18 protein-coding genes are annotated in these 18,857 nt (G+C 36.5%); 9 read left to right on the top strand and 9 right to left on the bottom strand.

Annotation, left to right across the window (positions count from 1 at the left end):
- The first annotated feature begins 71 nt into the window (after positions 1-71).
- A complete protein-coding gene (locus tag FB551_RS18085) occupies positions 72-542 on the top strand; it encodes a YciI family protein (RefSeq protein ID WP_142018478.1) in 471 nt (156 codons plus the stop codon).
- 34 nt (positions 543-576) lie between these two features.
- On the opposite strand, the gene FB551_RS23360 is transcribed toward FB551_RS18085, so the two are convergent.
- Positions 577-744 (bottom strand): bacteriocin-like protein, encoded by a 168-nt coding sequence (locus FB551_RS23360; RefSeq protein WP_156121331.1) that lies wholly within the window; start codon positions 742-744, stop codon positions 577-579.
- A 262-nt stretch (positions 745-1,006) separates the two neighbouring features.
- Here FB551_RS23360 and FB551_RS18080 point away from each other — a divergent pair, with 262 nt between their 5' ends.
- Positions 1,007-1,261: a hypothetical protein gene (locus FB551_RS18080; protein ID WP_142018477.1), complete on the top strand. Its 255-nt coding sequence runs from the start codon at positions 1,007-1,009 to the stop codon at positions 1,259-1,261.
- Between the two features lie 73 nt (positions 1,262-1,334).
- Positions 1,335-2,090, top strand: a complete 756-nt coding sequence (locus FB551_RS18075) for a DUF5995 family protein (protein WP_142018476.1) — start codon at positions 1,335-1,337, stop codon at positions 2,088-2,090.
- Between the two features lie 57 nt (positions 2,091-2,147).
- Here the strand turns inward: FB551_RS18075 and FB551_RS18070 are convergent, their stop codons facing one another.
- From FB551_RS18070 to FB551_RS18050, 5 genes are all read right to left on the bottom strand, one after another.
- Positions 2,148-5,246 carry an efflux RND transporter permease subunit gene (locus FB551_RS18070; protein WP_142018475.1) on the bottom strand — a complete coding sequence of 1,033 codons (3,099 nt, stop codon included), beginning with the start codon at positions 5,244-5,246 and terminating at the stop codon, positions 2,148-2,150.
- Positions 5,246-6,361, bottom strand: a complete 1,116-nt coding sequence (locus FB551_RS18065; RefSeq protein ID WP_142018474.1) for an efflux RND transporter periplasmic adaptor subunit — start codon at positions 6,359-6,361, stop codon at positions 5,246-5,248. Before FB551_RS18065 ends, FB551_RS18070 begins: the two co-directional genes overlap by 1 nt.
- A gap of 3 nt (positions 6,362-6,364) precedes the next feature.
- Positions 6,365-7,567 carry a TolC family protein gene (locus FB551_RS18060; RefSeq protein WP_226798732.1) on the bottom strand — a complete coding sequence of 401 codons (1,203 nt, stop codon included), beginning with the start codon at positions 7,565-7,567 and terminating at the stop codon, positions 6,365-6,367.
- A gap of 481 nt (positions 7,568-8,048) precedes the next feature.
- Positions 8,049-9,413 carry a HAMP domain-containing sensor histidine kinase gene (locus tag FB551_RS18055; RefSeq protein WP_142018472.1) on the bottom strand — a complete coding sequence of 455 codons (1,365 nt, stop codon included), beginning with the start codon at positions 9,411-9,413 and terminating at the stop codon, positions 8,049-8,051.
- A gap of 2 nt (positions 9,414-9,415) precedes the next feature.
- Positions 9,416-10,090 (bottom strand): response regulator transcription factor, encoded by a 675-nt coding sequence (locus tag FB551_RS18050; RefSeq protein WP_047427539.1) that lies wholly within the window; start codon positions 10,088-10,090, stop codon positions 9,416-9,418.
- Between the two features lie 183 nt (positions 10,091-10,273).
- Between FB551_RS18050 and rmuC the strand changes: the two genes are divergently transcribed.
- From rmuC to FB551_RS18030, 4 genes are all read left to right on the top strand, one after another.
- A complete protein-coding gene (gene rmuC, locus FB551_RS18045; protein ID WP_142018471.1) occupies positions 10,274-11,779 on the top strand; it encodes a DNA recombination protein RmuC in 1,506 nt (501 codons plus the stop codon).
- Positions 11,780-11,790: 11 nt separating this feature from the next.
- Positions 11,791-12,630, top strand: a complete 840-nt coding sequence (locus FB551_RS18040) for a LytTR family DNA-binding domain-containing protein (protein WP_142018470.1) — start codon at positions 11,791-11,793, stop codon at positions 12,628-12,630.
- 90 nt (positions 12,631-12,720) lie between these two features.
- The gene (locus FB551_RS18035; RefSeq protein WP_142018469.1) at positions 12,721-13,512 is read left to right on the top strand and encodes a CPBP family intramembrane glutamic endopeptidase; all 792 of its coding nucleotides are present in this window, start codon (positions 12,721-12,723) and stop codon (positions 13,510-13,512) included.
- Between the two features lie 20 nt (positions 13,513-13,532).
- Positions 13,533-14,300, top strand: coding sequence for a TrmH family RNA methyltransferase (locus FB551_RS18030; RefSeq protein ID WP_142018468.1), 768 nt, complete (start codon positions 13,533-13,535; stop codon positions 14,298-14,300).
- A gap of 152 nt (positions 14,301-14,452) precedes the next feature.
- Here the strand turns inward: FB551_RS18030 and FB551_RS18025 are convergent, their stop codons facing one another.
- Positions 14,453-14,782 (bottom strand): hypothetical protein, encoded by a 330-nt coding sequence (locus FB551_RS18025; RefSeq protein ID WP_034694620.1) that lies wholly within the window; start codon positions 14,780-14,782, stop codon positions 14,453-14,455.
- A 183-nt stretch (positions 14,783-14,965) separates the two neighbouring features.
- Here FB551_RS18025 and FB551_RS18020 point away from each other — a divergent pair, with 183 nt between their 5' ends.
- Positions 14,966-16,147, top strand: a complete 1,182-nt coding sequence (locus FB551_RS18020; RefSeq protein WP_142018467.1) for a hypothetical protein — start codon at positions 14,966-14,968, stop codon at positions 16,145-16,147.
- Positions 16,131-16,712 carry a hypothetical protein gene (locus FB551_RS18015; RefSeq protein ID WP_047427520.1) on the top strand — a complete coding sequence of 194 codons (582 nt, stop codon included), beginning with the start codon at positions 16,131-16,133 and terminating at the stop codon, positions 16,710-16,712. Before FB551_RS18020 ends, FB551_RS18015 begins: the two co-directional genes overlap by 17 nt.
- On the opposite strand, the gene FB551_RS18010 is transcribed toward FB551_RS18015, so the two are convergent.
- Both FB551_RS18010 and trhO read right to left on the bottom strand, forming a co-directional pair.
- Entirely contained in the window at positions 16,661-17,236 is a 576-nt protein-coding gene (locus FB551_RS18010; RefSeq protein ID WP_142018466.1) for a 5-formyltetrahydrofolate cyclo-ligase, read from the bottom strand. The genes FB551_RS18015 and FB551_RS18010 overlap by 52 nt on opposite strands.
- 62 nt (positions 17,237-17,298) lie before the next feature.
- Complete coding sequence (gene trhO, locus FB551_RS18005) at positions 17,299-18,660, bottom strand: oxygen-dependent tRNA uridine(34) hydroxylase TrhO (protein ID WP_142018465.1); 1,362 nt, start codon at positions 18,658-18,660, stop codon at positions 17,299-17,301.
- Positions 18,661-18,857 lie beyond the last annotated feature (197 nt).

Below are 18,857 nucleotides of genomic sequence, written 5' to 3'. Positions count from 1 at the left end.
CCAGCTCATCATTTGAAATCCGGTTTTCAAATATCTGTAAGGTTTTATTATATTTATCAAAATAAAACAAGATGAAATCAGGAACATTACTCGTTGCATGCCTTCTTCTCTCAGCATTTTCCTTTGCTCAGGAAAAGAAAGCAGAAAAACCTAAATACAATCAGGAACTGGCCACTTCTTTAGGAGCTGACAAATATGGAATGAAAGCTTATACGATTGTTATGTTGACATCAGGTTCAGCTAAGATTGATGATAAAGCTAAAATGAGTGAGCTTATGAAAGGCCATATGGCTAATATCGGTAAACTGGCAGACGAGGGCAAAATTGTTGTTGCCGGACCTTTCCTTGAAAAGAATAAGGAAAACTACCGTGGCATGTTTATTTTCAACACCAAGTCTAAAGAAGAAGCAGAACAATGGGTAAAAACTGATCCTGCCGTTCAGGCTGGCGTTTTCAGTTATGAAATTTTCCCATGGTATGGTTCTGCAGCGCTGCCTTTGTATCTAAAGCATCATGATGAGATCTCAAAAGAAAATCCTTAATACACAAGAAATCCCTCAATTGAGGGATTTTTTATTAATCAAAACAGATATACGGTTTTCTTGGGGGATAACAGCAATAAGGATTGCTGCAGAATATGTATCCTGCCGGACAACCTCCATCAACAGGTGCCTCACAAGCTAACGCCGCGCCACCTAAAACAGTCTTTAATTCTTTTCTGTTTAAGCTTTTTAAATTTTTCATGATTAATTTAGTTTAATTTGATTTCCTACTCTTTAAGATTTTCGGATTCCTCTTTTATTATTTCTCTTTACCTGGAAATAAATATACAATTTATTTTTTAATTCATTACATTTCAAACTATTATCAATAAATAATATAAAAATTTCAATCAATACATCTTGTTTCGATGAATTAATTTAATTATTTTAGCAATTAAACTGCTTGACTTATATTACTCATTGTAAGCAAGTTAAATACAACCAAACTAATTAAAATGAATCTCATGAAAAAAATGAATTTTACAAAACTTACGAGAACTGAGTTGAAAGATGTATTCGGGGGAACTCTTTATCCGGCAGAATGCCCCGGAGGATGTTACGGTGAAGGCATGATCAGATGTCCTGATGGCACCACCACAATGACCAACTTTATATGCATGGGAGGAACCTGCCAATCGGCAGCAATGTGCAAACCCCTGATTCTGGAACCTTTTCCTGATCCAATTATCATCACCGATCCGATGATTATCACCCCATAATCTGAATGAACAATATATCAAGTGAGCTTTCCGGCTCACTTTTTTAGTATCTTTAAATCAACAAAAAACCATCATGAAAACCATTGAAGAAGTTCTGAAAAAACTGGATGAAATCATTATCTGGTGTAAAGAAAATCAAAGTCCGGCAGGATATTTTGCATGTACCTACAGAATTATGACGGCACAGGTTCTGAAAGGTATTCAACAGAAAAAATTTGAAGATAATTCAAGAATGACTTCGCTTGATCTCGCTTTTGCACAAAGATATCTTCAGGCATGGGAAAGCTACAGCAAAGGAGAGAAATGTACCAACTCGTGGTTTATAGCCTTTGAAGCCACTAAAAATAAAAACTTACTGATACTGCAGCATATATTCCTTGGGATGAATGCCCACATCAATCTTGACCTTGGTGTTTCTGCAGCTTCAATCATGCCTTACCGGAAGATCAATTCCTTGAAAAAAGATTTTGAAAATATTAATAACGTTATCGCCTCCATTAATCAGAACGTACAGGATTCTTTAAACAAAATTTGTTATCCTGTAGATCTTGTTGACAAACTCTCCAACGGAAAAGATAATGCTGTATTGGATTTTGCTATTTCCAAAGCGAGAGATACTTCATGGGCAACGGCAGTCATTGCATCCAACACTCCCAATTTCTTAAGAGAATCTGTGATCGGTATTATAGATTACGCAGCCGCTAAAGTGGCCACTCAAATTCTGAATCCTAAGATCCTTACTCCTGCTCTTTTAAAGGAACTTAAAAAATGTGAAAGCAGTGATGTAGCAAGGAATATTGAGGTTTTAGAAGCTACAAAAAACGCATAAAAAAGGTCGGGACCTTCCTCACGGATCCCGACCTCATAATGAACAAAATAAAAGAAACTATATTGCTTCCTTATGCTTTTTACGGTAAGCATAATGGAAAATTATGGGCAGTACTGTAAATGACAGCAACATACAGATGATCAGTCCTCCAACAATCATAATAGCTAACGGTTTCTGAATTTCAGAGCCCATTCCGTTTGACATTGCTGCAGGGAGAAGTCCCATAGATCCCATCAGGGCAATCATCACCACCGGACGGATTCGGCTCTTCACTCCCTGCGCAATGGATTCTTTGAGTGACATTCTGTTTTGCAGATTCTCTTTCATCACCCCGATCAGAACGATACCGTCTATAGTGGCCACTCCGAAAAGAATGATAAATCCGATTCCTGCTGAGATCCCGAAGATGGTTCCTGTAAACCAAAGGGATAAAAACCCTCCGATAAACGCAAATGCCAGTGTAATGGATGAAATCAGCGTATCTTTTATGTTTCCGAAGTTGAAATACAGCAGCATCAGAATAAGAACTAAAGAAATCGGTACTACCATAGCCAGCTGCTTTGCGGCTCTTTCTTTACTTTCAAATTCTCCGGCCCAGGTCATTTTATGTTTTTTCGGAAGCTTTACTTCCTGATCTACTTTCGCTTTGGCCTCTCTGATGGTACTTCCGAGATCACGCCCTTCAATATTGAACCCAACTCCGATGTATCTGCTGTTTCCTTCACGGTAAATAAATGACGGTCCGGTATGATAATCAATGGTTGCAATTTCTTTCAGCGGAACCTTTTTATTGTCCTGAGTCGGGATCAGAATATTCCCCATCTTTTCAGGCGTATCTCTGTATTCTTTTTCAAACCTGAGCATTACGTCAAACATTCTTTCTTCTTCATAAAACTTGGTGGCAGCCTGCCCTCCGATTGTCATTTCAATCACAGCCTGTGCATCTGCCATGGACACTCCATACTTTGCCATTTTGGAATCATGAAGCTGTATTCTCAATTCCGGAAGCCCGATATTCTTGAATACATTGACGTCTGATATTCCCGGAACTGTTCTGATGGAATTGGCTACTTTATTGGCATAATTTTCAAGCTCAAATAAATCATTTCCAAAAATTTTAATGACCAGCGGAGCTTTTACTCCTGCTACATATTCTTCCACGTTATCCTGTATCGGCTGACTGAATCCAAAATTGATTCCCGGAAATCTCTCAAGGGAGACTCTCATTTCTTCAAGAAGTTCCTCTTTGGATATTTTTTTCTTCCAATCATTTTCCGGTTTCAGCTGAATATTAAATTCGATATTAAAAAATCCGGTGGGATCGGTTCCATCGTTGGGACGACCTGTCTGGGTCATAACAAATTTTACTTCATCATATTTCATGAGAATTTCCTTCATCTCTTTGGTTAACCTAACAGATTCATCCAGATTGACACTGTTGGGAAGGGTTGCTCTTACATAGATCGCACCTTCGTTCAGTTTCGGTAAGAATTCGGATCCGTAATTGGAGAATCTCCAGCCACAAACAGCAAGCAAGGCAACAAAACCAATGATAAATCCTTTTTTATAACGGTCACTGAATTCGTAGATTCTATAGATATTGACTCTGAAGAATCTCGAAATAAAGTTTTCTTTCTCTTCAATATTTTTCGTCAGTAAAAGTTTACACATTGCCGGAACGTAGGTCAAACTTAAGATCAATGATCCTAACAATGCATATCCCAGCGTAAATGCTAGTGGAGAGAACATTTTCCCTTCTACTTTCTGGAAAGAGAAAATCGGCATCAGGGCAACGATAAGAATCAACAGGGCAAAGAAAATATAACCCGCTACACTTCCTGCGCTTTTTTTGATGATTCCCAGTTTTGAAATTTTATTGAATCGCCGCAATCCAATCTTTTTTGCTTTAAGCTCGAGGGCAACAAAGACGTGTTCCACAATAACCAGCGTTCCTTCCAGAAGCAATCCAAAATCCAGCGCTCCCATAGAAATCAGGTTGGCAGGCAATCCCTGAATTTTAAGCATAATAATAGCAAACAGGAAAGCCAAAGGAATTACTGACGCTACAATGAAAGTTGTTCTCCAGTTGTAAAGGAAAATAAACACAATAATGGAAACCAGAATAACTCCTTCGATCAGGTTTTTAGAAACCGTATGCACTGTAGTATTTACAAGCTCCGTACGGTCGATGATCGGAACAATCTGAACATCTCCCGGCAGTTCTCCCCCGTTCAGTTCTTCTATTCTGTCTTTCAGTCTTGCAATAACTTCACTTGGATTTTCCCCACGAAGCATGATCACAATTCCTTCTACAACATCATTTTCTTTATTATATCCTACCTGTCCTAATCTCGGTTTTGCAGAAACTTTTACTTCCGCTACGTGTTTCACCAGAATAGGTGTAGAACCTTTTACTTCGATCTGAATATTTTCAATATCTTCTTTTTTCTCCAAAAGACCAATCCCCCTCACTACATAAGCCTGATCACCTTTTGCTACTACATCTCCTCCTACATTGATATTACTCTTCGAAACCGCTTCATAAACATCCAGGGGGGAAAGGTCGTAATTGTGTAATTCCGTAGGATTAATTTTTATTTCATATGTTTTTTCTTCTCCACCAAAGCTTACCACATCAGCCACACCGGGAACGGCAAGCAATTCTCTTTCCACCACCCAATCCTCAATAGCAGTTACTTCTTTGATGGGAAGTTTACTTTTTATAATATACCGATAAATTTCACCTGTAGCACCGGAAGGAGGCTCAATACTGTATTCTGCTCCGGCGGGGAGCTCTACATTTCCGAGTTTATTGGAAGCATATTGCTGGGCATAAAAATCATTGACATGATCATCAAAAATAACTGTCACCACAGACAATCCGAATAAGGAAATGGAACGCACCGAAGTTTTGTTCGGGATCGCATTCATTTCTTTGGAAATGGGTAATGTGACAAATTTTTCAATCTCTTCAGCACTTCTTCCCGGCCATTGGGTAATAACCCTTACCCTTGTATTGGTAACATCCGGAAATGCTTCAATGGGTGTATGCAGATAGGAATAGATTCCTCCGGCCAGCAAAAGGAAGGTTCCCAAAAGAACAATCAAAGAGTTTTTTAACGAGAAGGAAACTATATTCTGTACAAACTTTCGCATTACTTCGTGGAATTATTTAATTGGTTTTTCAGGTTTTCATAGATCAGCAGCCCGTTGGAAGCAATGATATTTTCACCTGGTTTTAAATTACCTTCTACATAGATATATTGACTGTTGGAAGCGATTTCCGTCACCGGTCTGATCTCAAGTTCACAGTCTTTTTTATAAACCACTACATAGCTTTGGTTGTTATCAAAGATTAAAGCCTTTGCAGGAATTGCCAATGCACTTTTGTTTTGTGAATTAATGGGTAATACAACATCTGCGGACATTCCCGGTCTCAGCTTCATTCCATTATTATCCATAATGATTTTGGCTTTGAGGACCCTTTCATTTTCATTAAAAACCTGGGAAATAGTATTGATCTTTCCTGAAAAACTGTCATCAGGATACGCAAGAGTCTTTACCACTACAGGCTGATCTACATAAACATGCCTCATATTGGTGGCATATACATTGGCCATTACCCATACTTTATCCAGATTGGAAATAGTAAACAGCTGATCACCGCCGGCAGTAACAGGCATTCCTTTTGAAATATTCTTTGAAATAACATATCCGTCTGCGGGTGCTTTTATCTGAATCGTGCTTCCTCCTGCAGAATACAGCTGCATATTTTTCTGTGTCTTGGAAATATTGGACTGTAATATCGCAACTTCGGAACGTGCTTCCTGCAAATCTTTCTGAGAGGCAATATCATCCTTATACATCGCTTCTACAGAGGACAGTTTTCTTTTCGCAACAGCCAGCTGAGCCTGCAAGGTCTGCGTATCATCCTGCATTTCATTGACAGCTGTACTTTTTACACTCGCCAGTGTTTGTCCTTTTTTTACATAATCACCAAGAGAAAAATAGGTATCTATCACTACCCCATCCACAAGGCTTACAAAAGGAACCGTCTTATCCGAATTACTTTCCACTTCTCCGGTAAGCGTAATACTTTCTTCTATGGGAAGCATTTCTGCTTTGGCCAGTTTAATCTCTTTTTTAAGTTCTTTGCTGATGCAATACGTTTTTTCTGTTTCTTTATTTTCTACTTTTCCGGCACAGCCTGTAAAAATAATGAGGGCAGACAGGTAAGCCGCAGCACTGTATTTGGTAATATTTTTGTTCATAGCTTATAAATCTTGTCCTACAACATACTGCAGGTTTTCGTAGTATTGATTAAGTTCTTTTTTAGTATCCAGGATGATCATTTTATTTCCGATGTAGGTATCCAGAAAATCCATATACTCAAGCATGCTGATATTTCTTAGTCTGAAATTTTTCTCGTGGCTTACCAACAAGCCGTCCAGCGTAGATTCGTAATGGTCATCAATCTCTTCGGAAACCTGTTGTGTTCTGATATAATTTCTGAAGACAGAGACAATTTCATTCTCTGATTTCAACATATTTTTCCGGGTCTCCAGTTGGCTTTTCTCAATCTCAAGTTTAGCTTCCTGAATATTTCCTTTGTTACGGTCGAAAATGGGTAGGTCCACAGAAACACCTAATCCTATAAAATCTTTCATAATATTTCCTCCCCGGTCATATCCTATAGAAAGAGTAACATCAGGAGTCTTCATAGCATTCTGAATTTCCAGATTTTTGGCAGCGTATTTCTCTTTATTTTTCGCGATCATGATATCGGGACGGTTTTCTTTTGCCTTTTCCATCCATTGAGTCACTTCCAGTTCTGAAAGTTGTTTTTCGGGCATAACAAACGAATCTGAAATCACCAGATAAGTTTGGGAAGGCAGCATTAATAACGCTTTCAGTTCTACCTGCTGATCTTCAATTTCCTGCTTCAATGAAACCAGTTTCTTTTTAAATTCGATTTCCTGTGCTTTTAAGCGGACATATTCAGCTTTACTGATATTCCCAAGGTTTAATTGATTGTTGTAGGATTTTGTTAATTTCTCAATGGAAGCGATCTGTCCCTGATAGATTTTCTGCTGTTCCTGATTGTACAGAATTTCAGTAATGGTATTTCTAAGCGTCTTCTTAAGTTCACGTAAAACTTCCTGCAGTTCATACTTCTCTCCTTCCACTTCTATTTTCTGAAGCTCAATATTTTTTCTTCTTTTACCTGCAGTCTGAATTACCTGTTCTATTTCGGCAGAAATCTGAGTATTCTTTCCCCAGTTTCCGATAAGCGCAGGCTGCTCTTCGATGTCATAGGTTCTCCATAGGTTTACCTCACTGATACTCAATGTGGGATTAGGCCAGTATTTAGCCTGGACAGCTCTTGCCTCTGCTTGTGAAATTTCAAGCTTCTGTGCAATAAGGTCAAGGTTTTTAGCCAGAAAAATAGTTTCAGCTTCCTTTCTGCTGATTTTCATAGTGTCTGAAATCTGCGCTGAAAAGAAACTGAAACAATGAATATAAAATAGTGTAAAAAATAGCTTCTTCAAGGGTCTCTTATTTATGACCACAAAGCTACTTGTCTAATATTAGAGGGAATTGTAAAGAAAATTAAAATTCGGTTAGTCCAACATTAGAGTTTGATTAGAACTTTTTTAAAAACACTAAAAACACAAATCTTTTCACAAATAACACAATTATGAATGGGCAGGAAATTCCAGAAGAACGTTGGTTCCCACATTGACCGTAGAATCAATTTTCATGACAATATGATGATGATCACATTATGTTTTGGCTGAAGCCATAGGATGTTAAATGTATTTTGCAAGCGGGTTAAAACCCGCTCCTATTGAATATTTTTTCTCTCACAGATTTCACGGATGACACAGATTTTTTAAGATTTAAAATGAATCTAAAATCACCAATTTGCGAGATCTGGGAAATCTGCGAGAGAAAAAATCAGGAATGGGCAGGAAATTCCAGAAGAACATGGGTTCCCACATTGACCGTAGAATCAATTTTCATGACAATATGATGATGATCAAAAATACTTTTTGAAAGTGATAAGCCAATTCCACTTCCTTTCACAGTATCAACATTTTTTCCTCTGTAAAAAGTTTCGGATATTTTTACAAGGTCATCAGCCGGAATCCCTCTTCCTTCATCTCTGACCTCAATATACAGCTGGCTGTTCTTTTCTGATAATGTGATCACTATAGGCTTATCATAGGAATATTTGATAGCATTTTCTACAATATTATATATTGCCAGATACAGCAATGTTTCGTTGCCGGGGAATTCCAGCAGAGCTGGTTTTGTTACCTGAAGCTGTATTTTAATGGATGACTTATTTTCTTTTGCTTTAGGTTCTAATTTTTCATAAATCTTCCAGATCAGTTCATCCACTCTCATCAGCTTATGAGAAGACTCCAGTTTTGTCATTCCGGACATCAGCAAAAGATTGTTGAGAATATTTTCAATCTCATATACATTTTCCAATGACTCTTTAGCCACCGCTTTATACTCTTCCGGCGTTCGGTCTTTTTGTGCAAAGACTTCCAGGTTTCCGGAAATCGCCGCTAAGGGCGTTTTAAATTCATGAGAAACATAATTGATAAAGTTCTGCTGTAAAAGCACGTTTTCAGAAATCCTGCCCAGCAGTTTATTATAAGATTTAATGAGATCTTCAATCTCATCATTGGTATTAGCAGAAGTAATAATTGCGGTAGAAATATTATCATATTCCACTTTATTGATACGTTCTACCACATTGGAAATAGGTTTGTAAACTACCTTGGAAAGATATCTGCTCAGGAAATAAATCGCAAGCAGACCAATGACCAATACCGAAAGCATAATAATAGCCAGTCTCAGGATCTGCGATTGGAAAGAATCGTTGGAGGATTTTACAAAAACCACAAAATCACCTTGGTTGTCCGGATAAAAAATCCCGTAGTAGAACTGGTTATCAGACATAAACTGAATTCCTTTATTAGTCCTGACTGACTGCAAATGGGATAATTTTATATTCTTATCATTAAGATTATGGCCAAAAGTGACTTCATTATTCTGATTATAGACCGCCACCCTGTTATTCTGAATCAGGTGATTGTATTCTTTTTTAATCTGGGCATGACGGTCTTTCGGAAGCTCATCTTTTTCGAGATAATAAATAGCAGAGATCAGGGCCGTATTTCTTAGCTTTTCAAAATAAAAAATCTTGGTACTGTCATAATAGGCAAAAAATATCACCGCAGATGTGATGATAGAAACAATGCCGAATGAAAGGCTTGAAATAAGTGTAAATCTATTTCTGAGGGTCATATTCAGTCTTTGATCAAATATCCGGTTCCTTTTACCGTATGAATAATTTTCTGTTCCGTTTCATCAATTTTATTACGGACATAGGAAATATAAACATCTACTACATTCGTTGTATTATCAAAATCAATTCCCCAAACCTTATGCAGAATCTGGGTTCTGCTCAGCACCTTATTTTTATTCTCCATCAGGAAAGTAAAAAGTTTATATTCAGTTGGAGAAAACTCTATTTCTTTACCGTTCTGCGTTACTTTATGAAGATCGGTATCAATGGTGATATTACCGCATGATAACAATTGATCTTCTTTTTGATAGCTCAGTTTATTTCTTCTGGTTAAGGCTTTAATCCTTGAAATCAGTTCTTCAAAATGGAAAGGTTTTGATAAATAATCATCAGCGCCCATATCCAGCATTTTGATCTTATCATCCGGACTGTTCAAGGCACTTAAAACCAAAATCGGAGTATAGTTTCCTTTAAATCTGATAATCTGGGTAAGCTGCATTCCGTCCAGTCCGGGAAGCATAATATCCATTAAAATAATATCAAAATCATAGGTATGAAGAAGCTCACGAGCCTTTTCCCCGGAATCGGCAAGAGTCGTATTATAACCAGCCTCAGAAAGGCCTTTTATCAGGAAATTACTGATTCTCTGATCATCTTCTACCAACAAAATATTCATAAATCTCGGAAATTTCCCATAAATATAGGTATTCTAACTTAAGAAAGGAAGCTGGAGGCTGGAAGAGAGAAGTGCAGGAGCTCTGGTAAATAGTCTCAAACATTTCGTCAATCTTTTAAAATAGTAGAACAAACAACCGGTATTGCCCATACAGCTTCCAGCCTTTTTTCATAATTTTGGAAGATGGAGATGATATATTTAATTATTGGGTTGATTGCCGGTGGCGTTCTGGGTGCGGTTATATTATATTTTGCCTTGAAATCATCAATGGTTTCAAGAAGTTCTTATGACTTGTTGAATACGTTATCTATTAAAACGCAGTCTGATCTTGAAAATTCCAACCTGAAAATTCAGGAGCTTAATCAAATCATCAGTAAAGAGAAAGAAGCCAATATGCTGCAGCAGGATCTTCTGGATGATCTGAAAAATGAATTTTCTAAAATCTCCGCCGAATATGCTTCTTTAAGCATCCAATTTCAGGAGTTAAAACAAACCAATCAAAGACAGACTTCTCAGATAGAAACCCATATTCTCGAAAAACAGACTCTTTTTGCTAAAAACTCTGAACTTTCTGCCAAAAATGAAGGTCTTCAACAGTCACTTAATACCCAGAAAGAGGAAATTGTCAAAATTCAGGAAGATTCTAAGCTGCAATTTGAAAACCTTGCCAATAAAATTTTAGAAGAAAAAACAGAAAAGTTTACGGCTTTAAATCAAAATAACTTAAAAAATATCCTTGAGCCTTTTCAGGAGAAAATCGCTGATTTAAAAAACAAAGTCAACGAAGCCTATGAAAAGGAAAACAAAGAGCGTTTCTCCCTTGCTGAAAAAGTGAAAGAACTGGCAGAACTGAATCAGCAGATTTCTGAGGACGCCAAAAAACTGACCCGCGCACTAAAAGGAGAAAGTAAAACTCAGGGGAATTGGGGCGAGATGATTCTGGAAAGCATTCTTGAAAAATCAGGACTGGTAAAAGGAAGAGAATATTTCCTGGAGCATGAATTACGTGATGAAGACAACAAAGCCCTGTTTTCAGAATTCTCCGGGAAGAAAATGCGTCCTGATGCTGTTGTAAAATATCCCGACGAAAGAAATGTCATCATTGATTCCAAAGTGTCTCTGACAGCTTTCACAGAATTGGTAGATGAAACCGATGCAGATGTTTACGCTATAAAACTGAGCCAACACCTTGGCTCTATTAAGAATCATATTAATCAGCTTAGTCAAAAAGCATATGATGACTATGGAAAATCTCTTGATTTCGTGATGATGTTCATTCCAAGTGAACCGGCTTATATTGCAGCGATGCAGGCAGACCAAAATCTTTGGAACTATGCTTACGAAAGAAGAATTCTGCTGCTGAATCCAAGTAACCTGATTACTTCCCTTAAGCTGATTGCCGATCTTTGGAAACGTGAATATCAGAACAGAAACTCCATTGAAATTGCTGACCGGGGAGCCAGACTTTATGACAAATTCGTAGGCTTTGTAGAAAATCTGGAAAAAGTAGGCCGAAATCTGGATCAGGCGAAAAATGTTTATAATGATGCTTACAAACAGCTTCACACCGGAAATGACAACCTGGTGATTCAAACTCAAAAACTGAAATCATTAGGAATTAAAAATAAAAAAGATCTGCCCCAAAGTCTTATCGATAACAGTAATCTTATTGAACCATCAGAAAGCTAAAACCGGAGGTTATGTTTTCATTTACAGCCTATCCATACCCAAAATCCGAATCTTTCACAGAAATTTTCGTTTCTTCCCTTGGAGCAGGAATTTTGGTGTATCTGTTTTTGATTATTTTTCAACCTTTCGGTACGGAGACCTTTCATCATCCCTATAAGTTTTTATTGCTCTTCCCTTATTGCATTATCTTCGGAACTGCATTTTTTATGGCCAATCTTATAACTTCCCGTTTTACCAACTGGAATATCGGTGCTGAGCTCCTAAAAATAATTCTCATCCTTTTTTTAGGTTCTGTCCTATCCTACTTTTATAATTCATTCTTTTTAAGCCATGTAGAACTGGATCTGGGTAATTATTTTTATATGTTACTTTATTCTCTTGCAATAGGTATTCCTATTTCTATCATATATATTTTATCCAGATATATTTATTTAAAGAATATTCATGAAAATACGGCCCGCGATATTTCTCGGCATCTTCCGGTTTCAGATCTTGAATTACCGGAAACTCTATTAAAAATATCAGCACAGCATACAGAACTAATGATCAGCGAAAATGATTTTCTGTGCGTTCAGTCGATGGAAAATTATTGTACCTTTTATTTTTTAGAGAATAAAAATGTAAAAAAAATATTGATCAGAATAAGTTTATACAATGTTTTACAACAGATCGAAACTGATGCTGTCAAAAAATGTCACCGTTCTTATATTGTCAATCTTAGAAAGGTACAAGATTTGAAAGGTAATGCGCAAGGTTATAAATTAATTCTTCCGGAACTTGATTTTGAAATTCCTGTTTCAAGAAGTTTTATTACCACAATCATCCCTCAGCTGCAAAAGCGAAGTTCATAAATTTTGTCATTCGTCACTCTTCTTTGTCATTCATCACTTTACCTTGAAAGCATTGATTAAAAGCTACATTTTTGCTCAAAATTAACAAACATGAGTAAAAACATCCGCTTCATTCTAATCTTTATTTTGGGTTTTACCTTCTATTATTTCTTTGATTTCTTCTGTTTCAAAAACATTCAGGTCTTTTCAAAAGAAGTTTTTCACAGCAAAGCTATTGCGCATGTCATTGCATATTCCATTACTTTAATTCCGCTGGTTATTACGTTGAAGATTTTGATTCCCGAAAGAAGTATTTGGGATCTGTTTTCTTTAAATAAACCTATTTTTAAAGGATTTACATTGGCATTTGCCGGAACTCTTCCTATGCTCACCGGATATCTGTTTCATTTTAAAATGCTCACTGCAATCGACTTTGAAGCTCTATTCATCAACACTGTTTCGTCAGCTTTCTTTGAAGAGATTATTTTCAGAGCTTTTCTTATCGGAATTGTGTACAGATTTACCAGGCTTGGTTTTTTATCGTCAGCATTATTTGGTTCGATGCTCTTTGCACAGGTCCATTTATACCAAAGCCATAACATAACAGAACTTGTTGAGATTTTTGTTATTACATTTTTGGGTTCAATATTTTTTGCGTGGGTCTACTTTGAATCCGGATACAACCTTTGGACGGCTGTTTTTCTTCATTTTTATATGAATCTGTATTGGGAAATCTTTTCTGTATCAGAAAATGTTTCAGGAAATCTCTATGGAAATATTTATAAAGTCTTTTCTATTATCATCATGATCGCAGTTGTTATCAATTTTAAAAAGAAACATAAAATTCCTGTTGAGATCAATTGGAAAAGCCTTTTTGTCAAAACCAGAGAAGTTCAATCATAAATTTTGCATAATTTTGCAGCATGTTGATAGAAAGTTTCCAAAACGATAAAATAAAAAATGTCACTAAGCTCCTTACTGACAATAGATTTCGTAAAAAGTCCAAAGTTTTTGTAGTAGAAGGCCAGCAGGAAAATGAAAGAGCCATGCAGTATGATTTTGAACCGCTGGAGTTCTTTATCTGTGAAAATATCTTTAAAGGAACTCTTCCCGAGGGAAAAATCCATTATGTAAACGAGAAAGTATATGAAAAAATTGCTTACAGAGGAAGTTCTGAAGGAATTATCGGGGTCTACCATGCCAAAGAAAATTCACTTTCAGCATTTGTTCCTAAAGAAAATTCTACGGTAATCATTGTGGAAGGAGTGGAAAAACCAGGAAATCTTGGAGCTATTTTAAGAAGTTGTGAAGCATTTGGGATTGATGCTCTGATTGTTGCTGACGGAAAAACCGATTTCTACAATCCTAATGTGATCAGATCCAGTGTAGGATGTCTTTTCGGGATGGAAGTATATCAGGCTGAAAATGAAGAAACTTTGGAATTCCTGCAAAAAAACAGCTTCAGTATCTACACAACGTTGATGGACGAAAGTGCTGAAGATCTTTATAAGAGAGATTTCAGACAGCGTTCTGCGGTATTATTCGGGACGGAACATTCCGGATTGAGTGATTTCTGGATTGGAAAAGGAAAAAACACATTAATTCCTATGGCTGGAAGTATTGATTCTTTGAACTTAAGCAATGCGGTAGCTATTACCTGCTACGAATCTTTAAGACAGAAGAAAGGCTAGATATATTGGGCTATTCTTTATTGAACTTTATTATTAATGAGATTGCTTCGCCTACGGCTCGCAATGACTAAGCTAAGGCTCGCAATGACTAAGCATAAAAAAACCGTTTCACTGGGTGAAACGGTTCTTTTATTGTTAAGCGTATGCTAGAATTATTTCTTAGCAGCATCTTTAGCAGCATCAGCAGCTCCTTTAGCAGCATCAGCAGCACCTTTAGCAGCGTCAGCAGCACCTTTAGCAGCATCTTTAGCAACTTCAGCACCAGCAGCAGTAGTAGCAGCAGCAGCATCTTTAGTAGCTTCTACAGCAGTAGTTGCAGCAGAATCAACAACTTTAGCAGCTGAATCAGAAACTACAGCAGCAGAATCAGCTACAGTAGCAGCAGCAGAATCAGTTGTACCTTCAGTAGCAGTAGCTTCAGTTTTTTTACAAGCAACTAGAGAGATTGCAGCGATAGCAGCTACGAATAATGACTTTTTCATAATAAATTAAATTTAATTTTGTTAATATTGTTTTATAAAATTTTCTTCTGTTCTGTTATTTGAACAAGACAAAGGTAGAGCAGTTAGAAAATTTGTCTATGAAAAATAATTGTAATACCTTTGTAAAATAGTTTTACAAAAAAACATAGCTGATAATCAACAATTTAATTATTTTTTGAAAAATTGACAGATTTAGATCTATTACACTTTGAACAGCTAAAAAAGGATGTTCAGGGTCAATACTTAAAAGAATATACCCCTTCGCAGGATGACATATCCAAGTGGAAGGGTATAGATATTATATATTTTCAGGAAGACCTTCGAAAAAAAGCGAAAGGTAACATCAGTGAAAAGTCATTTTATACCTATTTTAAAAATTCACCAGTTACTAAATTACCAAGGATAGATATGCTCAATTTATTGAGTATTTATGCAGGTTACGACTCATGGTACGAGTTCAAAAAGCAACATCTTTTTGCCGGTGAATTACTACAGGAAAATGAAATTCCGGAGGAGGAAGAAATTGATGAACTTGAAAAAACAGTGTCTTCGGCTCCTGAACTACCAAAAACTGAAATTCAGCCCAAAAAAGTTGAAATAAACACCCAGGAAAACATTGATTTACAAAAATCAATTACTGATAATCAGTTATTTACAAAAAACAAGACAACTGCTAATGAAATTGAAATTTCACCTGCTCCGGCAAAGAAAAATTTCTTCAAAAAGAATGCCTGGGCACTCGTTACTTCAGTTTTGATTACCATCACCGGTATTTTAGGATTTAAAGATGTTCTTTTTTCAAAAACTTATAAATATTGCTTCATCGACAAAGACAGAGGAGTTTCTGTAATCAATACCTTAGAAATAATGGTGGTGAAAGAAAACGAATCTCCATTGATGTATAAAATAAAACCGGGCGAGTGTTTTTATTATTCTACCAAGGATAAAAATCTGAAAATGCGAATCAGCGCTCCTTTCTACGAACCATTGGAGGTAAACAGAAACCTTGAAAATGCTCCTGAAGAAGAAAAAATAGAACTAAAGCCAGATGATTACAAGATGGCTGTGTATTATTTCTCTATAAAAGACATCAAAGGCGGGAATCCAGATGAGCAGGTTGCACTGATTAAACAGAAAAGGAATCAGCTGGAAAATCTGATCAGCAGTAATGCAGTGATCTATCAGGTCTATGATAATGATACTTACGGCATTGAAAGACTGGATAAGCAGAAGTATATCACTCTGGTAACGACTCCAACAACCTCTCTGAAAAACCTGAATGTAATAGAAATGAAAAAGGATATCAAAGGTAAAATTGTATCCATCAAATTTAAAATTGCTACCACAGATGAAAAGAATAAGTAATTTTTTAATTTTCACCGTGCTTCTGACTTTAGTTATTGCCTGTAATAATAAAACCTCAGAGGTAAGCGACCTCGATAAACTACGAAACAGCAACAATGAAAAAAGCTATCCTGCCGTGCAAATGGATAGTATGCAGGCTATTAATTCCATCACCAAACAGAAAGTTCAGGAACTTCTGGATCTTTCTACTCTATATCTTAGCGGAAACAGGAATACGGAAATAGATACTGTTATCTATTCCCAGATGGAAAGCTATTTTCACAAACCGGATTCTCTGACCTTTAAAAAATTACTGAAGGAACTGGACAGCATGAAAGCAAAAACAGCAAAAGTCAGCAACCTGAATGTATATAAAGAGTTTTATAAAAAAGATACATTAGACTACGCCAAGTTCAATGTGGAGTATTTTGATAATAAAAACAAGTCGCTGGGAAGCTTTGAAAAGAATGCACAATATATACTGCTTTCCACTTCCAAGCTTAAAAAAGAGTTTAAATTCTACTTTTTAGATTTTTATTCCAAGCCACTTAAGAAAGACAGTACTTCTGTAGGAGTAACCAGGTAGTCCAGGGGAATATCATTTTCCCAGGTATCATCCACATATTCATCGGGGTCAAAATAATTGACTCCGATTTTTTTTGTCTCTCCGGATATCGTCTGAAACAATCCGTCATAGAAACCTTTACCATATCCTACTCTATTTCCTTCTTTGTCGCAATACAACAAAGGGGTAATCACGTAATGAAAGTATTTTTCACCAGAATCCATATTGGAGACCGGTTCTGAAATCCCCCAATGATTGGTTTCAAAAACGGTGTCTTCAAAGATTTCAATATTAATAAGTTCGTCACCTACAATTTTAGGCACATAGACATGGATATTCTTTGCTAAAAAGTATTGAATGAAGATTTGGGTACCGATTTCCTTTCTTGCCGGAATTGGAATGAAAATGTGTACTTTCTCTGATTCTTTTGGTTTGAAATATTGGATGAAATTTTCAAAAACCTTCTCAGATAACAAGAAAGCCTCATCGGTAGACAAGGCTTTTCTTTTTTGGGTATATTTTTTTCTAAGCTCAGCTTTTAGCATAATTATTAAGTTGTTTTTAACTGAAATAATTGTTACCTACAGGCTTTTGAAGTTTACTAGGATTATGCGTTCTGCACTATTCTATACAGTTTGTCAGATAAACGAACTCTGAATGGCAGTTCAAAAGTAATCTGATCTCCGATGTTAGCAGTTTCACAAGGACCTCCGTTGGCATAGATTTCAGTAATGGTTACTTCCTGCTCTCCTGTTGTAGGACCGCAAATTAATACTTTATCTCCAACTGACAAATCTTTATGTTCAATTAAAAACTGTGCAATTTTTGATTTTGAAAAGTAATGTTCTGCTTTACCAATCAATTCTTTTTTTACAGCAATCTTCTGGCGGATATTCTTTGTTTCTGCTTTTGCTAAAGGCTTATCTGATAAATCACCAGAGTTTTTGAATTTCAAAGCATCAGATTTTCCTTTTCTGAATACTTTATTTCCAACCTGAAGTCCTTTTCTCAACTTCACCTGTTCGTCCCAAGGCAAATGAATGGTATCCAGGCATTCTGTAGAACAGCAGTTTTCCATTGCAGCTTTACAATCATCACATTGGATAAACAATAGATGGCAGGCATCGTTTGCACAGTTGGTATGGTTATCACAAGGTTTTCCACACTGGTGGCACTGTGAAATAATATCGTCTGTAATTCTCTCCCCTAAACGGTGGTCAAATACAAAGTTTTTACCAATAAACTTACTCTTTATTCCTTCTTCTTTGATCTGGCGCGTGTATTCGATAATACCTCCTTCAAGCTGATAAACGTTTTTGAAACCCTGATGCTTGAAGTAAGCACTTGCTTTTTCACAACGAATTCCACCTGTACAGTACATCAACAGGTTTTTATCTTCTTTGAAATCCTGTAACTGTTCGTTGATAATGGGTAAACTTTCTCTGAAATTTTCTACGTCCGGAGTAATAGCACCTTCAAAATGCCCTACTTCACTTTCATAGTGATTTCTAAAATCTACAACAATCGTATTAGGATCTTCTAATAAATTATTGAATTCCTGAGCTTTTAAGTGAATTCCTTTGTTGGTCACATCAAAAGTTTCGTCATTCAAACCGTCAGCAACAATTTTGTTTCTGACTTTTATGGTTAATTTTAAAAAAGAGTAATTGTCCTGGTCTACCGCTACGTTCAAACGGATTCCTTTCATGAAGTCATACACTTCCAGCGTATCACGAAAAGCCTCAAACTGATCTGCAGGAACACTCATCTGAGCATTGATTCCTTCTGTAGCAACATAAATACGGCCGAGTGCATCCAGTGCGTTCCAGGCTATAAATAATTCGTCGCGAAATTTTTTGGGGTCTTCGATTTTGGCATACGCATAGAAAGACAAAGTAAGACGGTCTTTACCGGCTTCATCAATAAGTTGAGCTCTTTCTTCTGCGCTTAAGGTGTTATACAGTTGCATGCTATAAACGTTTTAAGTGAGAATAAAATTTTTGCAAAGATAATAATTTTTGAATTAAGTATATTTATGACACAAATCACGAACAGTACATACTGACGTGTATGCAATAAAAAATCTGATGACTTTGTATCATAAGTCTGCCATATTTTCTTTAATTTTTTTTTAAGTTGTGTTAACTATGGCACTAACAATTATGA

The sequence above is a fragment of the Chryseobacterium aquifrigidense genome (assembly GCF_006716485.1).
GTDB lineage: Bacteria > Bacteroidota > Bacteroidia > Flavobacteriales > Weeksellaceae > Chryseobacterium > Chryseobacterium vietnamense.
Note: the sequence above shows the minus strand (reverse complement) of the source record. Positions and strands in the feature narration are given on the sequence as shown.

Excerpts from the sequence above, each read along its gene's own strand:
- FB551_RS18085 (WP_142018478.1), top strand. The coding sequence starts at position 72 with ATGAAATCAGGAACATTACTCGTTGCATGCCTTCTTCTCTCAGCATTT.
- FB551_RS23360 (WP_156121331.1), bottom strand. The coding sequence starts at position 744 with ATGAAAAATTTAAAAAGCTTAAACAGAAAAGAATTAAAGACTGTTTTA.
- FB551_RS18080 (WP_142018477.1), top strand. The coding sequence starts at position 1,007 with ATGAAAAAAATGAATTTTACAAAACTTACGAGAACTGAGTTGAAAGAT.
- FB551_RS18075 (WP_142018476.1), top strand. The coding sequence starts at position 1,335 with ATGAAAACCATTGAAGAAGTTCTGAAAAAACTGGATGAAATCATTATC.
- FB551_RS18070 (WP_142018475.1), bottom strand. The coding sequence starts at position 5,246 with ATGCGAAAGTTTGTACAGAATATAGTTTCCTTCTCGTTAAAAAACTCT.
- FB551_RS18065 (WP_142018474.1), bottom strand. The coding sequence starts at position 6,361 with ATGAACAAAAATATTACCAAATACAGTGCTGCGGCTTACCTGTCTGCC.
- FB551_RS18060 (WP_226798732.1), bottom strand. The coding sequence starts at position 7,567 with ATGAAAATCAGCAGAAAGGAAGCTGAAACTATTTTTCTGGCTAAAAAC.
- FB551_RS18055 (WP_142018472.1), bottom strand. The coding sequence starts at position 9,413 with ATGACCCTCAGAAATAGATTTACACTTATTTCAAGCCTTTCATTCGGC.
- FB551_RS18050 (WP_047427539.1), bottom strand. The coding sequence starts at position 10,090 with ATGAATATTTTGTTGGTAGAAGATGATCAGAGAATCAGTAATTTCCTG.
- rmuC (WP_142018471.1), top strand. The coding sequence starts at position 10,274 with ATGGAGATGATATATTTAATTATTGGGTTGATTGCCGGTGGCGTTCTG.
- FB551_RS18040 (WP_142018470.1), top strand. The coding sequence starts at position 11,791 with ATGTTTTCATTTACAGCCTATCCATACCCAAAATCCGAATCTTTCACA.
- FB551_RS18035 (WP_142018469.1), top strand. The coding sequence starts at position 12,721 with ATGAGTAAAAACATCCGCTTCATTCTAATCTTTATTTTGGGTTTTACC.
- FB551_RS18030 (WP_142018468.1), top strand. The coding sequence starts at position 13,533 with ATGTTGATAGAAAGTTTCCAAAACGATAAAATAAAAAATGTCACTAAG.
- FB551_RS18025 (WP_034694620.1), bottom strand. The coding sequence starts at position 14,782 with ATGAAAAAGTCATTATTCGTAGCTGCTATCGCTGCAATCTCTCTAGTT.
- FB551_RS18015 (WP_047427520.1), top strand. The coding sequence starts at position 16,131 with ATGAAAAGAATAAGTAATTTTTTAATTTTCACCGTGCTTCTGACTTTA.
- FB551_RS18010 (WP_142018466.1), bottom strand. The coding sequence starts at position 17,236 with ATGCTAAAAGCTGAGCTTAGAAAAAAATATACCCAAAAAAGAAAAGCC.
- trhO (WP_142018465.1), bottom strand. The coding sequence starts at position 18,660 with ATGCAACTGTATAACACCTTAAGCGCAGAAGAAAGAGCTCAACTTATT.